This window comes from Salipiger sp. PrR007, from assembly GCF_010499845.1.
In the GTDB taxonomy this organism is placed as follows: domain Bacteria; phylum Pseudomonadota; class Alphaproteobacteria; order Rhodobacterales; family Rhodobacteraceae; genus Salipiger; species Salipiger pacificus_A.
On sequence record NZ_JAAGOZ010000015.1, the window covers coordinates 13,241 to 26,802 of the forward strand.

The following is a 13,562-nucleotide window of genomic DNA, read 5'->3' on the forward strand; positions in this document are numbered from 1 at the left end:
CGCAGGTCCAAGGGCAAAGGTCGATTCCGCGGCATTGGCCTGCACCGCAGGGGAAGCTTGGGTGCCGTTGCGTCGTCCGTATAGGTGGACCAAGTACCTACACCGCGCTCGCAGGTGCGGAGTCAGCTGTCGAGCAGCGCCGCAAGATCGCTCCGCGGGATCGGCTTGGTGATGTAGCAGGCCGCCCCTGCCTCCAAGCACGCCTCCCGCGCGCCGGCGACATCTCGGCCCGTCATCACGGCGATACGCAGGTCAGGCGCCTCCGCCGCGAGCGCTGAAATGAGCTCGGCACCGCCGATCCCGGGCAGATGCAGATCGAGCAGAAGGACGGCGGATGATCTGGGCAACGCGCTGGCGAGCAGCGCCTCTCCGCTCTCGAAGGCGTAGACGGAAAACCCGAGGGATCGGACCGCACGTGACAGCGCGCGGCTGACGGCCGCGTCATCTTCAACGATCAGGACAATTCTGGGTTTCGGCTCCATGCGGGAAATCTAGACAGCCCCGCCTCGCAGGCATAGTTGGCCTCTGTACCTACATCACGGCCCGTCGATCCGCTTCGTGATACTGGCGCGCACGAGGTCGGCTATGCTGCGCAGGCCCATTTTCTTCATGACCCGTGCCCGGTGAACCTTCACCGTCTTCTCGGCAAGGCCGAGGTCATGTGCGATTTGCTTGTTCAAATTGCCTTCCACCACGGCCGCAAGCACCTCGGCCTCGCGGGGCATCAGGTTCCGAAGGCGCTCCTCGTATCGTGCAGCATCGCGCGTGATGGCCAGCGACTCTTCCACCCGCGCCTCGGCGGCCGCGAGCGTCGCCAAGAGCTTTTGCGAGTGAACCGGCTTGGTGAGAAAGTCGAAAGCCCCCACCTTCATCGCCTTGACCCCCATGCCGATGTCGCCGCGGCCCGTAAGGAACACGACCGGGCAGTTCGGCGCGATCGCCGCGATCTTTTGCTGCAGGTCAAAGCCGTTCAGCTTCGGAAGGTACATGTCGAGGATTGCGCACCCTGGCAGAGCAGGATCGAAATTGCCCAGGAAGGTCTCGGCATCTGAATGCATGCGGGCATCGAACCCCGCGCTCGACACCAGCCGTTTCAGGGCGCGACGTACGCGGTCGTCGTCGTCCACGATGTGAACGTGGAACACTCCTGACAATTCCCCACTCATGGCGCTGGAAGGGCAAGCTCGACACGTGCCCCCTCGCTGGTGCTGCTGGCAAAGCGCAGCGTGCCGCCATGCCTCTCCGCGATGCTCTGGCTGATCGAAAGACCGAGCCCCATGCCCTGTGCCTTGGAGGTCGCGAAGGGCTTGAAGGGACTGTCGCGCAACCCCTCCGACAACCCGGGGCCGGTGTCGGACACCGACAGCACACGCCGGTCGCCGTCGCCAAGTCCGGTGACGATCGTCAGCCTGCGCGTGTCTTCATCCGCCATCGCATCCGCTGCGTTGATCACAAGATTGAGCAGCACCTGCTGCAATTGCCGGACATCCGCGTTCACGGTGAGCGGGTCGCGGGAGAGCCGCAGCTGCACGGCCACCCCGCGCGCCAGCATCTCGCTCGAGACGAGGCGCAGGGTCGATCGTACCATCTCGTTCAGGTCGGCCATCTCAGCCCCCCCGCCGCCATTGCACATGAGCCGCCGCAGGTTGGTGATGATGTCCGCCGCGCGCCTGTCGTCCTCGGCAATGTCGCGCAGCACCTCGCCGACTTCGACGATGTCGGGCGGATCCTGCGCAAGCATCGCTGACCCCGCCTCGGCATTCGCGAGGATCGACGTCAGCGGCTGGTTCAACTCGTGGGCAATGGCGCCCGACTGTTCCCCGAGCTGCGCTATACGCGACAGTCTCGCCATCTCCATCCGCCGCCGGCCAAGTTCCTCGGCGGCCCGTCGACGGCGGCGATTCATGACGACCAACGCGGCAATCGTGCTCGACTGGAGGGGGATGATGACAATGGCCGCGGCGATCTGCACCCGGTACCGCTCCCAGGGACCAGGGGCGTAAAAGAGCAACTGGCTGTCCGCAGGGCGCCTTTCCGCATCGAGGCCGTAGCGCTTGAGCTTTCGCCAATCGAGCACGGACGTCACCGGCACGGTCACGCTTGGTGCCACGTTGGACTGATGATTGAGAACCTTCAAAGCCTGCTGAGCCATCACGGCGCCCGTAGCCTCGAAGGAGGAAAAGCTGCCGCCGACGACGCCTCGGCCGATGTTGGAACTGTAGACGCCATAGCTCGGAGCGCCCGAGACCTCGGCAATCGTCGCGACGACATCGGCCGGCACGAAGCGGCGCCCGTCGGCATCCTCGAAGATCGTAAGAATGATCAGGATATCCGATGCGTCGAGCCCCGCCGCCCGGTCCCGGAACTCCTGCAGGGAATGACCGGAGACGAATAGGACCTCCATGTCGCGGACATCCGACATCATGTCTTCCGCAATAGACTTCCACCGCTCATCGAAGACTGCCGATCCGGTGAAGATAAAGGCCCGTTTCGCTTCCGGCTGCAGTTGCCGCGCCAGGTCAAAAGTGCCGCGCATGTCGAAGGACGAAAGCACTCCATAGAACCCGGCGACACCGGAATACTGCGATTGGGTCGCGGCCTGAACGCCGCCATAGATCACCGGCGCCTCCGAGCCGGTCCTCGTTTGGAACTCGATTGCCACGGGCAGCGCTTCTGGTCCGACCGTCACGATGGCGCCGAGGGTTTGATCGGTGTATTTCGTGACGAGGGCGTCGACGAAACGGTGTTCTGCGGCAGCGCCGGGAAATCTCTGCGCATCGCGATACTCGCCATATATCTCGTATCTCGCCCACAGGCTGACAATTCACCTGCCCCAGGACCCACCGGCGCTCAATCTCCTGCTTCGCGTCGGCTGAAATGACTCGGCGGCAATGAAGCTGGCAATCGCGCCGACGATGCCGCGCTGCGACGGGCAAGTGCCGGTGAGGCAGCTATGCGAAAGGCTGCGGAGGCCGGCGGCCACCCGCGGCAGGCTGCCTCGCGCATCGGAGGTCGCAGGGACCGCCCCTTCCCGAGGGAAGGGAGGCGGTTCCGGGTCAGAGGCCGGCCATCACCGTGTCGACCGCGCGGGAGAGGCGAACAATCATTTCGTCAAGCTCGGCCTCGGTGGCGATGAAGGGCGGCGCCAGAAGCACGTGGTCGCCATGCCGGCCGTCGCGGGTACCGGGCATCGGGTAGCAGATCAGCCCTTCGGCAAAGGCAGCCTTCTTCAACTTTCCGGCAATGCCCAGCTTGGGATCGAAAGGTTCTTTCGTGCTGCGGTCGGCCACGAATTCCAGCCCGCGGAACAGGCCGCGTCCACGAATATCGCCGACATGGGCATGCTGCCCGAAACGTGCCTCCAGTGCGGACTGCAGGTAGGCGCCGCGCGCCTGCACCTGCGCCGGAAGATCGTTCTCGAGCATCTCCTGCACCACCGCGAGACCGGCCGCCGCGGCGACCGGGTGGCCGAGGTAGGTGTGCCCGTGCTGGAAAAAGCCGGTGCCATTGGCGATCGTCTCGTAAATCTGCTTCGAGCAGAGCATCGCGCCGATCGGCTGGTAGCCTGCGCCGAGACCCTTGGCGATGCAGAGGATATCGGGAGCAATGCCCTCCGCATCGCAGGCAAAGAGATGCCCGGTCCGCCCCATGCCGCACATGACTTCGTCGAGGATCAAGAGCACACCATAGGTGTCGCAGATCTCGCGCACGCGGCGGAAGTAGCCCGGCACCGAGGGAACCGCCCCCAGCGTTGCGCCGACCACCGGCTCGGCGATGAAGGCCATCACGCTGTCGGTCCCGAGGCGCAGGATCTCGGCCTCGAGCTCGTCGGCAACACGCAGCCCATAGGCCTCGAGGCTCTCGCCCTCGGGACGTTCGGCATAGTCGTAGCAGGGCGCGATATGGCTCATCTCGACCAGCAGCGGGGCGAACTGCTGCCGCCGCCAGGCGTTGCCGCCCGCCGAAAGCGCGCCGATGGTGTTGCCGTGGTAACTCTGACGGCGGGCAATCAGATGCCGACGCTGCGGCTCGCCGCGCTCGACATGGTATTGCCGGGCGAGCTTGATCGCGCTTTCCACCGCCTCGGAACCACCCGAGACGAAATAGACCCGATCAAGGTCGCCCGGCGCATTGGCGATCAGCAGATCGGCCAGCGCTTCGGCGGGTTCGGACGTCAGGAAGCCAGTGTGCGCGAAAGCGAGTTTCTCGACCTGCGCCTTGATCGCGTCCCGCACGCGCTGGTTGGAATGGCCCAGACAGGAGACCGCCGCGCCGCCCGAGCCATCGAAATAGCGTTTGCCCTCGGCGTCGATCAGGTAGCAGCCCTCGCCGCCCACGGCGGTGGGCAGGTCGGAATGGCAGTGGCGGGGAAATACATGGCTCATGAAAGCTGCCTTTCGAGCAGGGAGCGGAGCGCGGCGACCGAGGCCGCATTGTCGGGATGTGGGCGATTGCAGTGGTCGGTGAGGCTGTTCTCGAAGCCGACGCGCAAGGCACCGCCCTGCTTTGCCGCCTCGAGAAGACAGGCGTGCTCCTGCGGGCCGAAAGCGCAGACCATCCAGTCCCGGGCTTCTGGCATCGCATCGCGGAACGGATGAAGGTTCCCAGGGAACGACACCTGTCCGGCGGCATAGCGGCCCAGCACAAAGAGCACCGCCCTCTGATCTTGCCTGACGATGCCCCGCGCCTGCCAATCCCGAAGCAGCGCAATGTCCTCGGTATCATAGAGGATGTGCTGCACCTCGGTGCCCTGTTCATCGCAGATGCCATAGACACGCGGCGCGAGCTCCGGATCGCGCGCGATCTCGCGCACAGAGATGGAGGCCCAGCCGGGCCTGACCTGCGACAGGCACTGAAGCTGCGCGGGCACGTCGAAAACCCCCGCCGCCTCTGTCGTGATCTGCAAGCGCAGGTCAGGCACACGTTCCGAGATTGCCGCCAAGGTTTCGGCATACCGGCCAGCGTCGAGCGAATGCAGGCCGTCGTCGTCGCGCACATGCAGGTGCAGCGCATCTGCGCCCACGGCGCGGCAGGATACCGCCGTTGAGACGATCTGCTCGGTGGTGACCGGCAGGGCAGGATGATCCGCCCTGCCCCGCCGCGCGCCATTGGGTGCGACCATGATGTAGGGGCGTGTCATGCCTCAGACCTTCATCCGGTTGCCTTCGGGATCGAAGAGCGAGCCTTCAACCATGGTGGCATCAAAGAGGATTTCTGCGGCATCGATATGGACCCGGGTGCCATCGGCGACAGCATGGTGCGCATGTCCCAGCGCGACCGGTGTGCTGACGCGGAAGCCAAAAGTGCAGGACGACGTGTGCCCGGCAATCTTGCGCAAGGGCGCGGCGTGGGAGGGAAAAGGGTCGGCCATGGTTTCTTTCCGCAGGAGGAACGGCCCGAGAGCCGTTTGCGTCTGGTTTGCGTCCCCCCAACACTTGCCAGCAAAACGAAAACGGTCAATGGCTATGGAAAATAACGTTTGTACCACTCAAGCCTGAGATTTACAGCCATGGACCCGACGCTCAAAAACCGGACGATCGCCGCACTGCGAGCGCAGATCCCAGTCCTGCCGCGAGGCCTCCGAACGGGCGCAAAATATGTCATCGATCATCCCTCGGACTTCGGCCTCGACTCGATCCGCGAGACCGCGAAGAAGGCCGGTGTCAGCACCTACACGCTCGTACGCCTTGCAGAGCGGCTTGGGTTCGGCGGCTATGATGGGATGCGGGAACCGTTCCGCCAGGCCTTGGTGTCCGCCGCGGTTGTGGCCGAACGCCCCGCCTGGGTTGACGGTTTACGGGACGGGGGCGCACTGGGAGCCGTCCAGGCCGAGGCCGCGATGAACGAGATGGCCATCGTGCAGCGCAGCCTCGAGCGGCAGAACCTTGATCAGATGTCGCGCGTCGTCGACATGCTCATGGAGGCGCCGAGCGTCTATCTCACGGCGGTGCGCGCCAGCTACTCGCTGGCGTACTTTCTTCACTACGTCGGCCGGATGGCCCTGCCCTCGCTACAGCTCATCCCGCGCCACATGAACAGCGCCATCGACGAATTGCACACTGCCGAGGCCGGTGATGTGATGATCGCCATCACCTTCACCCCGTATTCGCGCGAGACCATCGAAGCTTGTGCCTTTGCGCAGAGCAAGGGCATGAAACTCATCATGATTTCCGACAGCGAGATCGTCTCACCGGAATTCAGCGCTGACGAGACCCTGCTCGTCTCGGTCCTGTCGACCTATCATTTCGGCTGCTACGCGGGTGCCATGGCGCTGATCGAAACGCTGATCGCGATGCTGGTGGCCCGCGGAGGAGACGAGGCCCAAGCCCGGATCTCCTCTTACGAAGAGTTGCGCAACAAGAGCCAAGTGTATTGGTCCGCAACGAAAAAACGCTAGTTTCGCAGTGTTCCAATCAGAGTATGCGTGCTGAATCCGTTATTTCTTATGCTTGCACCAAAAATGGGCGCCAGACCTGAGAAGGCCGGGCGCAGCCCCTGTATCGCGGCATCGAGCGCGCGCGAGCGAACCGGATCGAAGTCCTTAGCGACGTGGTGCAAGGCCGGAGCGCGCCGCGAAGGATCTGAACGCACGGGACATATTCGCGCCTGTGTTGGATCGGGTCGCGGCGGTTGTGGCGCGACCATGTCGCGGGTTGCCGTTGGCGTTTCCAGATTTTGATATATCAGGTGAAATATTTATTTCAAAGCTGGCATCCGATTTCTTGCATATTTATCCCTGGAGTCCCGCATCTTCGTATCGGGAAGCAGGCGTGCTCATCCAGCGAGATCAACAGCATTATACGGCGCGTTTGGGCATCTCGTGCCTGCAGGGAGAACTCCGCACGCACTTCTATCTTGATGTATTACGTGGAATATCTATACCTGAGCCAACGGATCGGATCGTCAGTAAATCGCCCCTCACCTCCCGGCTGAGTCACCATGTCCCTTCTTTCGGTATTGAAGCTCACCACACAGGTCCGCACGCCGCAGGGCTGGCGCACCGAGCTGGCGGGCGCCCCCGCCGGAATCGAGAGTGACGCCGCCATCGCCGCGCTCGACCTCGACGACTACGCATTTGCAAAGACCGGAGCCGGACATGCCTGACATGGACCTTCTCCTTCGCGGCACGATCGTCACGCCCGGGACCACGCTGGAAAACGGCTGGATCGCGGTCTCCGGCGGGCGCATCGCCGCGGTCGGACAGGGCCCGGACGCTCCCGCCGCCGCACGGACCATCGACCATGGCGACGCGCTGATCCTGCCCGGGGTGCTCGACGGCCAGACCCATGCGACCAGCGCCAAGGGCATGGCCGGCATCGCCGAGACCACCCGCGGCGCGCTGGCCGGCGGGGTGACCACGCTTGTGGACATGCCCTACGACAACCCGCTGCCGCTCGACCGCCCCGAACGGCTGGCCGAGACCCGCGCCGCCGGGCGCGACGGGCTGAAATGGTTCCCCTTCCACGGCGACAGCTTCAGCCTGCGCGTCGCCGCCACCTACCTGCGCGGCGCCCCGGTCTGGGACGGCGCGGAAATCCTCAACACCCCCGGCAGCGGCCGCTACGTGGCGCGTGGCGCCACCGGCTGGTTCGCCGATCAAGGACACGACCAATGACCCAGCTCACCTCTGACGCCAAGGGCGTCTACGTCATCTCCCTCACCCCTTTCACCGATCAGGGCGAGATCGATTGGGACAGCCTCGACCGGGTGACCGATTTCTACTTCGACAAGGGCGCCGACGGGCTCACCATCCTTGGCATGATGGGCGAGGCGCCGAAGCTCACCCAGGCCGAGAGCCGCGCCGTGGCCGAGCGGGTGATCAAGCGCGCCGCCGGCAAGCCGGTGGTGGTCGGCGTCTCGGCCCCCGGGCTTGCCGCCATCGGCGAGCTGGGCAAGGCGGTCATGGACATGGGCGCCGCCGGCTGCATGGTGACCACCCCCGGCAGCCTGAAGACCGACCCGCAGATCCACGGCTATTTCGCGCAAGCGGCCCGCACGCTCGGGGACGGGGTGCCTCTCGTGCTGCAGGACTTCCCGCTGGCGACCGGCGTGCAGATCTCCGACGAGGTGTTGGGCCGGATCATCGACGACGTCCCGCAGGTGGTCATGCTCAAGCACGAGGACTGGCCGGGCCTTGCCAAGATCAGCAAGCTGCGCCGCGCCGAGGCCGGGGGCCGGCGCCGGATCTCGATCCTCTGCGGCAACGGCGGGGTCTTCCTGCCCGAGGAAATGGCGCGCGGTGCCGATGGCGCGATGACCGGTTTCGGATTTCCCGAGATGCTGGCAGAGGTTGTGCAACGCGCCGCGGCGGGAGATATGGACCGGGCGCAGGACGTCTTCGACGCCTACCTGCCGCTGGTGCGCTACGAGCAGCAGCCAGGCGCCGGGCTGGCGGTGCGCAAATACGTGCTGGCAAAACGCGGGGCGATCGGCTCGGCGGCGCTGCGCGCCCCGGGCGCGGGGCTTGCCCCCGAGGCCATCGCCGAGGTCGAGCGTCTGCTGGCCCGGCAAGAAAAACGACTGAAGGAGCTGAACTGATGGATCTGGGACTGAAGGGCAAGACGGCGCTGGTGCTCGGCGCGAGCCGCGGGCTTGGCGCGGCAAGCGCCACGCTTCTGGCCGCCGAGGGCGCGCATGTGATCGCCGCCTCGCGCAGCGGCGAGGCCCCGGCCGAGGGCATGGAAGGGCTGACGCTCGACCTCGCCGATGCCGCCAGCGTCGAGGCACTGATCGCCCGGCTCGCCGAGCGGCCGGTCGACATCCTGGTGAACAACTGCGGCGGCCCCGCCGCCGGGCCCGCCAAGGGCCAGAGCAGCGCCGCCTGGCAGGCCGCCTTCGAGGCCATGGCCGCGCCGATCTTCGCCATCACCGACGCCGCCCTGCCCGGCATGATCGCCAAGGGCTGGGGCCGCGTGGTCACCATCGGCTCCTCGGGCATCGTCCAGCCCATTCCGAACCTCGCACTGTCGAACGGCGTGCGCGGCGCGGTGGCGGGCTGGTCCAAGACCCTCGCCGAGGAGGTCGCGCCGCATGGCGTGACGGTGAACATGGTGCTGCCGGGCCGCATCGCGACCGACCGGCTGGCGCAGCTCGACGGGATCAAGGCCGACAAGTCCGGCGCCTCGCTCGAGGCGGTGCAGGAGGCCAGCCGCAAGACCATCCCCGCCGGCCGCTACGGCGCACCGGAGGAGTTCGGTGCCATGGTTACCTTCCTCTGCTCGCAGCAGGCGGGCTATGTCACCGGCTCGATGATCCGGGTCGATGGCGGGATGATCCGGGGGCTCTGATGACGAGGCTGACAGCGCCGGACCGGCGCGGCTCCGACCGTGGCGTGCTTGACTAGGGCCGGGCCCCGAACGGACAATGCGACGCGCCCGTCCGGGCGAAGCTGCGCGACAATGGCCGGCACATCGAGCCCGAGTAGCTGGCCATTGTCGCCCGCCCGGCGCTGAGCAAACGCGCCGACCTCGAGGCGGATCTGGAGGGCTGGGCACGGCTCAACTACGGGTGCAAGCCGGAGCGTCGGGACAAGGCACTGCAGCGCATGGCGGGGGCCGTGCGGGACCACAGGGAGCAGGCATGACGAAACTGCAAAAACCCGCAGCCGAGCGCGGCAAGGCGCCCTCGCTGACAGATCAGGCCTACGCCCGGCTGCGCGAAGAAATCATCACCTGCGCGCTGCGCCCGGGCACCGATATCGGCGAGCAGGACCTGGCGGCGCGGCTGTCGATGAGCAAGACGCCGGTGCGCGAGGCGCTGGCCCGGCTCACCCTCGAGGGGCTGGTCGAGGCCTTCCCGCGGCGCGGCTACCGGGTGACCCCGGTCACCGTGAAGGACATCACCGACATCTTCACCGTGCGCAAGGCGCTCGAAGCCGTGGCGGCCGAGCTCGCCGCGCTGCGCATGAGCGACGCGGAGCTCGACGAGCTCGAGGCGCTGTCGCATCAGACCTACGGGCAGGACAAGGGCCTGCCGGTGCTCGAGTTCGTTGCCGCCAACAACCGCTTCCACGCCGCCATCGCGCTTGGCGCCCGGGTGCCCCGGCTGCACGCGCTGATCACCGGCTATCTCGAGGAATGCACCCGGCTCTTCCACATGGGCGCGACGATCCGCGACGTCACCCCCGAGACCGAGGAAGACCACAGCCGCATCGTCGCCGCCCTGCGCGCCCGCGACGGCGCGGCGGCGCGCGAGGCGATCAGCCTGCACACCGAGAACACCCGCCGCGGCCTGCTGAGCGCGCTCATCGCGGACGAAAACTCGCCGCTCGAACTCTGAGCGTCCGGCGCGCCGGAAGACGGCGAATCCGTCTCTCGGGGTCGCGCGCCCTGATTACCCCTGGCCGCGGGCGAACATCACCACCCGCGACACCAGCCGCTGCCGCGTCTCGCCATTCTGGTTCAGGGTCAGCGTCTCGAAGGTCACCATCGCCCGCCCGGGGCGCGACCGCGACGGCTTGATTTCGGTCACCGTGCTTTGCGTATGCAGGATGTCGTCGGCCCGCGTCGGCTTCGGCCAGCTCACCTCCACCCCGGCACCGACCAGCCCGTCGGCCACGGGAACGGAGGCCACAAAGAGCTTCATCGTCAGCGCCGCCGTGTGCCAGCCGCTGGCGGCGAGCCCGCCGAAGAGGCTGCTTTCGGCGGCGGTCTCGTCGAGATGGAAGGGCTGCGGGTCGTACTGCGCGGCGAAAGCCTTGATCTGATCGGCGTCGAGCGCGTGCTCGCCGCTGACGAACCGGTCGCCCACGGCGATATCCTCGAGATGAAGGTTGCGGGGCGCGGCAACGCCGCTGGCTGGAGTCGGTGTGGTCTGCGTCATCTGCTCGGTCACGTCCTGGGTCTGTCCGCCTGCGCGCCCGGCAACTCCGGGCACCTGCGCATATGACGGATAGGCCCTGCCGAGGTCCAGCCCGCAGCGCGCTTCGCGCGGCGGGCGCGCAGCAGGGTCAGTGCTTGCGGACGATGCGCTTCTCGGCCCAGGGCGGCGCGATCTTCATCTCCGGGGTGATGGGGAGGTTGACGTAATATTCCATGTCGCCGTAGCGGCGGTCGTAGGTGCCCCACTCGCAGACGTATTCGACGCGATACCCAGCCATTTTCAGGAGTCCGTTGACCATTTTCATTCTCCTCTCGACCTGCCTCACCGGATATCGGTTGGTCCCGGTGGCGTGAGATCACCATAGCCCGGCACGCGCGGCGCGCGGAGACCCGCGGCGGGATGGCCCAGGGTGGCGGATGGGTGCGGCGCTCCCCAAACGGATAGGCCCCCTTCCCCGGCAGGCCAACTCCCGCCACCCGAAATCTTTCCGGTGGCTGGCACGCGGCGGCTGAGCGACACTGCCGCCATTCAACCCAATCCATTTTACGGGAGATTCAGCATGGGACTTTTCAGCTTCCTCAAGGGCAAGGGCAAGAAGCTCGGCACGGAGGCGACACCGGCCAAGGCCGAGCTCGAGGCCGAACTCGACACCCTCGGGCTCGACAAAAGCGGCGTCGAGATCGAGGTCGAGCCGGAGAGCTCCAAGGTGAAGATCAAGGGCCAGCCCAAGGACCAGGAGACCCGCGAGAAGATGATCCTCGCCGTCGGCAACATCGAGGGCGTGGCCGAGGTCGAGGATGAGGCCGACGGCCCCGCCCCGGTGTTCCACGAGGTCAAGGAGGGCGAAAACCTGTGGAAGATCGCCGAGGCGACGCTGGGCGACGGCGCGCGCTACAGCGAGATCTTCGAGGCCAACAAGCCGATGCTCAGCGACCCGGACAAGATCTACCCCGGTCAGGTGCTGCGCATCCCCGCCTGATCGCCCCTCGAGCGGCCGGGCCAGTCGCGTGCCGGGAGCCGCCGTGCTGGCGCGATTTTCAGCACGCGGCTGCCCATCCGCCGGGCAGAGCCCGCCCCGGCGCGCCCCGGGCCCGGGGCGCGCCACAACGCCAGCTTGCCTTTTCGGCCGACCGCGGTGACAGTACCTTGGTCAGGAATGGCGGAGTGGTCATGGCACGCGAAATCGAACGAAAGTTCTTGGTCGCATCCGAAGGCTGGCGCTCTGCAGTTGTTTCGCGGGTCGACCTGCGCGACGGGATCATCGCCTTCCGCGACGGGCGCAAGGTTCGCCTGCGGTTCTACGGCCACAACCATGCCACCCTCGCCGTCAAGGGTCCGCGCACCGGCATGTCGCGCGACGAGTTCGAATATCCCATCCCGCTCGAGGACGGCCGGGCGCTGCTGACGCTGCATTGCGATGGCCCGCCGATCTGCAAGACCCGCCACCACGTCCAGCACGAGGGGCAGCCTTGGACCGTGGACGAGTACCACGGCGCGCTCGAAGGCACGCTGATTGCCGAGATCGAGCTGCCCTCCGAAGAGACGGATTTCGCCCGCCCCGCGTGGCTTGGGGCCGAGGTCACCTACGACCGGCGCTACCGCCAGTCGGCGCTGCTGCAGCGACATCGGATGGTTCTGGCGGACAGCGCCTGAGGTGGAAACCTTTGCAGAACGCCGGCTTATATGCTTCCCTGACAGGGCGAACAGGCGAGTCGCGCTTGATTATTGTAGAATTTTTAACCTCTCCCGCGGCTCGCGGATAATTTGTGACCCCGGCCCGGCATCTCGATCGCCGTGCCGGAACAGACCAGACCCTATTTTGTCGTGTTTTTTGATCGTGAGGAATTATGAAGTACCTTTTAGTCAGTACAGCCGCGCTGGCGCTCCTGGCAGCCTGCAGCGACGGCAAGACCAGCGCCCGCAGCAGCCACTCCAGCGCAGTCACCCCGCTCACCGATTTCACCACCCCCGAAGACGGCACCTACCGCGCCAGCGGCATGGCCGTCTCCTCGGGGTACACCACCGATGCTTCGGGCAAGGTGCTTTCCTTCGGCACACCCGAGACCGAGACCGATATCACCGCGGACATGACCTACGAGGATGGCCTTCTGACCGCCGTGACGCTGACCACCAGCAAGGGCACTGTCACCCTCTCTACCGCCGATGGCGACAGTTTCGACGTCAGCACCGTGCTCAACGGCATCCTTGCGACAAGTGCTGATGGCGATGTCATGCTGGTGGCCGCGGACCCCACGAAGGGCGGCTACAGCTACCAGACCTTCGGCGCCTGGCAGTCCGGGCTCAACGGCACCTCGCGCGTGGCGGGAGCCGGGTCGCTGGGCGTGCGCACCTCGGAAAGCCAGATGCCGACCACCGGCACCGCCAGCTATTACGGCGACAGCCTCGGCCAGGTGGTGACTGGCGACAAGGTGGAAATGACCACCTCCTACATCGCCGTCGACACCGACTTCGATATGGTCGAGATCTACAGCAGCGACACGGTCACCGCCGACCCGACCACCGGGGCGATCACCGGCGACCGCTCCGACCTCGACTTCTACACCGCCGGTAGCGTCAGCGGTACCGGCTTCGCGGCGGACATCGACACCGGCGTGCTGACCGGCTCGGTCGACGGGCAGTTCTACGGCGACAATGCGCAGGAGGTGGGCGGCACCTTCTCGGGCAGCACCGCCGACAGCACCTACTTCGGCGGCTTCGGCGCGGTCGACAGCAGCCGCTGA

General features: G+C 66.2%; 17 protein-coding genes. 9 read left to right on the forward strand and 8 right to left on the reverse strand.

The window, feature by feature from the left end; all coding sequences use genetic code 11:
* Positions 1 to 122: 122 nt before the first annotated feature.
* The 6 genes from G0Q01_RS05870 to G0Q01_RS05895 form a co-directional block, all read right to left on the reverse strand.
* Positions 123 to 482: a response regulator transcription factor gene (locus tag G0Q01_RS05870; protein ID WP_164213071.1), complete on the reverse strand. Its 360-nt coding sequence runs from the start codon at positions 480 to 482 to the stop codon at positions 123 to 125.
* 54 nt (positions 483 to 536) lie between these two features.
* Complete coding sequence (locus G0Q01_RS05875; protein ID WP_203594919.1) at positions 537 to 1,127, reverse strand: response regulator; 591 nt, start codon at positions 1,125 to 1,127, stop codon at positions 537 to 539.
* 35 nt (positions 1,128 to 1,162) lie between these two features.
* Positions 1,163 to 2,620: an ATP-binding protein gene (locus G0Q01_RS27290; protein WP_164213073.1), complete on the reverse strand. Its 1,458-nt coding sequence runs from the start codon at positions 2,618 to 2,620 to the stop codon at positions 1,163 to 1,165.
* Between the two features lie 436 nt (positions 2,621 to 3,056).
* Positions 3,057 to 4,385: an aspartate aminotransferase family protein gene (locus tag G0Q01_RS05885; RefSeq protein ID WP_108970957.1), complete on the reverse strand. Its 1,329-nt coding sequence runs from the start codon at positions 4,383 to 4,385 to the stop codon at positions 3,057 to 3,059.
* A complete protein-coding gene (locus tag G0Q01_RS05890) occupies positions 4,382 to 5,140 on the reverse strand; it encodes a 3-keto-5-aminohexanoate cleavage protein (protein WP_164213074.1) in 759 nt (252 codons plus the stop codon). Before G0Q01_RS05890 ends, G0Q01_RS05885 begins: the two co-directional genes overlap by 4 nt.
* A gap of 3 nt (positions 5,141 to 5,143) precedes the next feature.
* The gene (locus G0Q01_RS05895) at positions 5,144 to 5,371 is read right to left on the reverse strand and encodes a glycine cleavage T C-terminal barrel domain-containing protein (protein WP_164213075.1); all 228 of its coding nucleotides are present in this window, start codon (positions 5,369 to 5,371) and stop codon (positions 5,144 to 5,146) included.
* A 138-nt stretch (positions 5,372 to 5,509) separates the two neighbouring features.
* Here G0Q01_RS05895 and G0Q01_RS05900 point away from each other — a divergent pair, with 138 nt between their 5' ends.
* The 6 genes from G0Q01_RS05900 to G0Q01_RS05925 all read left to right on the forward strand — a co-directional run bounded on the left by G0Q01_RS05900 (position 5,510) and on the right by G0Q01_RS05925 (position 10,278).
* Entirely contained in the window at positions 5,510 to 6,397 is an 888-nt protein-coding gene (locus tag G0Q01_RS05900; RefSeq protein ID WP_164213076.1) for a MurR/RpiR family transcriptional regulator, read from the forward strand.
* Positions 6,398 to 6,939: 542 nt separating this feature from the next.
* Positions 6,940 to 7,104 (forward strand): hypothetical protein, encoded by a 165-nt coding sequence (locus tag G0Q01_RS05905; protein ID WP_164213077.1) that lies wholly within the window; start codon positions 6,940 to 6,942, stop codon positions 7,102 to 7,104.
* A gap of 1 nt (position 7,105) precedes the next feature.
* Positions 7,106 to 7,615, forward strand: coding sequence for a hypothetical protein (locus G0Q01_RS05910; RefSeq protein ID WP_164213078.1), 510 nt, complete (start codon positions 7,106 to 7,108; stop codon positions 7,613 to 7,615).
* Positions 7,612 to 8,538: a dihydrodipicolinate synthase family protein gene (locus G0Q01_RS05915; protein ID WP_164213079.1), complete on the forward strand. Its 927-nt coding sequence runs from the start codon at positions 7,612 to 7,614 to the stop codon at positions 8,536 to 8,538. The genes G0Q01_RS05910 and G0Q01_RS05915 overlap by 4 nt, the downstream gene beginning before the upstream one ends.
* Entirely contained in the window at positions 8,538 to 9,287 is a 750-nt protein-coding gene (locus tag G0Q01_RS05920; RefSeq protein ID WP_164213080.1) for an SDR family oxidoreductase, read from the forward strand. The genes G0Q01_RS05915 and G0Q01_RS05920 overlap by 1 nt, the downstream gene beginning before the upstream one ends.
* A gap of 292 nt (positions 9,288 to 9,579) precedes the next feature.
* Entirely contained in the window at positions 9,580 to 10,278 is a 699-nt protein-coding gene (locus G0Q01_RS05925) for a GntR family transcriptional regulator (protein ID WP_164213081.1), read from the forward strand.
* A 54-nt stretch (positions 10,279 to 10,332) separates the two neighbouring features.
* On the opposite strand, the gene G0Q01_RS05930 is transcribed toward G0Q01_RS05925, so the two are convergent.
* Entirely contained in the window at positions 10,333 to 10,821 is a 489-nt protein-coding gene (locus tag G0Q01_RS05930) for a MaoC family dehydratase (RefSeq protein ID WP_164195992.1), read from the reverse strand.
* Positions 10,822 to 10,948: 127 nt separating this feature from the next.
* The gene (locus G0Q01_RS05935) at positions 10,949 to 11,119 is read right to left on the reverse strand and encodes a hypothetical protein (RefSeq protein ID WP_159099745.1); all 171 of its coding nucleotides are present in this window, start codon (positions 11,117 to 11,119) and stop codon (positions 10,949 to 10,951) included.
* Between the two features lie 261 nt (positions 11,120 to 11,380).
* Here G0Q01_RS05935 and lysM point away from each other — a divergent pair, with 261 nt between their 5' ends.
* The 3 genes from lysM to G0Q01_RS05950 all read left to right on the forward strand — a co-directional run bounded on the left by lysM (position 11,381) and on the right by G0Q01_RS05950 (position 13,562).
* Positions 11,381 to 11,800, forward strand: coding sequence for a peptidoglycan-binding protein LysM (gene lysM, locus G0Q01_RS05940; protein ID WP_164195990.1), 420 nt, complete (start codon positions 11,381 to 11,383; stop codon positions 11,798 to 11,800).
* A 191-nt stretch (positions 11,801 to 11,991) separates the two neighbouring features.
* Positions 11,992 to 12,474, forward strand: a complete 483-nt coding sequence (locus G0Q01_RS05945; protein ID WP_164213082.1) for a CYTH domain-containing protein — start codon at positions 11,992 to 11,994, stop codon at positions 12,472 to 12,474.
* Between the two features lie 194 nt (positions 12,475 to 12,668).
* Entirely contained in the window at positions 12,669 to 13,562 is an 894-nt protein-coding gene (locus tag G0Q01_RS05950; protein WP_164213083.1) for a transferrin-binding protein-like solute binding protein, read from the forward strand.

What these genes read in the sequence shown, in the direction of transcription:
- G0Q01_RS05870 (WP_164213071.1), bottom strand. Translation starts at nt 482, where the DNA reads ATGGAGCCGAAACCCAGAATTGTCCTGATCGTTGAAGATGACGCGGCC.
- G0Q01_RS05885 (WP_108970957.1), bottom strand. Translation starts at nt 4,385, where the DNA reads ATGAGCCATGTATTTCCCCGCCACTGCCATTCCGACCTGCCCACCGCC.
- G0Q01_RS05890 (WP_164213074.1), bottom strand. Translation starts at nt 5,140, where the DNA reads ATGACACGCCCCTACATCATGGTCGCACCCAATGGCGCGCGGCGGGGC.
- G0Q01_RS05895 (WP_164213075.1), bottom strand. Translation starts at nt 5,371, where the DNA reads ATGGCCGACCCTTTTCCCTCCCACGCCGCGCCCTTGCGCAAGATTGCC.
- G0Q01_RS05900 (WP_164213076.1), top strand. Translation starts at nt 5,510, where the DNA reads ATGGACCCGACGCTCAAAAACCGGACGATCGCCGCACTGCGAGCGCAG.
- G0Q01_RS05905 (WP_164213077.1), top strand. Translation starts at nt 6,940, where the DNA reads ATGTCCCTTCTTTCGGTATTGAAGCTCACCACACAGGTCCGCACGCCG.
- G0Q01_RS05910 (WP_164213078.1), top strand. Translation starts at nt 7,106, where the DNA reads ATGGACCTTCTCCTTCGCGGCACGATCGTCACGCCCGGGACCACGCTG.
- G0Q01_RS05915 (WP_164213079.1), top strand. Translation starts at nt 7,612, where the DNA reads ATGACCCAGCTCACCTCTGACGCCAAGGGCGTCTACGTCATCTCCCTC.
- G0Q01_RS05920 (WP_164213080.1), top strand. Translation starts at nt 8,538, where the DNA reads ATGGATCTGGGACTGAAGGGCAAGACGGCGCTGGTGCTCGGCGCGAGC.
- G0Q01_RS05925 (WP_164213081.1), top strand. Translation starts at nt 9,580, where the DNA reads ATGACGAAACTGCAAAAACCCGCAGCCGAGCGCGGCAAGGCGCCCTCG.
- G0Q01_RS05930 (WP_164195992.1), bottom strand. Translation starts at nt 10,821, where the DNA reads ATGACGCAGACCACACCGACTCCAGCCAGCGGCGTTGCCGCGCCCCGC.
- G0Q01_RS05935 (WP_159099745.1), bottom strand. Translation starts at nt 11,119, where the DNA reads ATGGTCAACGGACTCCTGAAAATGGCTGGGTATCGCGTCGAATACGTC.
- lysM (WP_164195990.1), top strand. Translation starts at nt 11,381, where the DNA reads ATGGGACTTTTCAGCTTCCTCAAGGGCAAGGGCAAGAAGCTCGGCACG.
- G0Q01_RS05945 (WP_164213082.1), top strand. Translation starts at nt 11,992, where the DNA reads ATGGCACGCGAAATCGAACGAAAGTTCTTGGTCGCATCCGAAGGCTGG.
- G0Q01_RS05950 (WP_164213083.1), top strand. Translation starts at nt 12,669, where the DNA reads ATGAAGTACCTTTTAGTCAGTACAGCCGCGCTGGCGCTCCTGGCAGCC.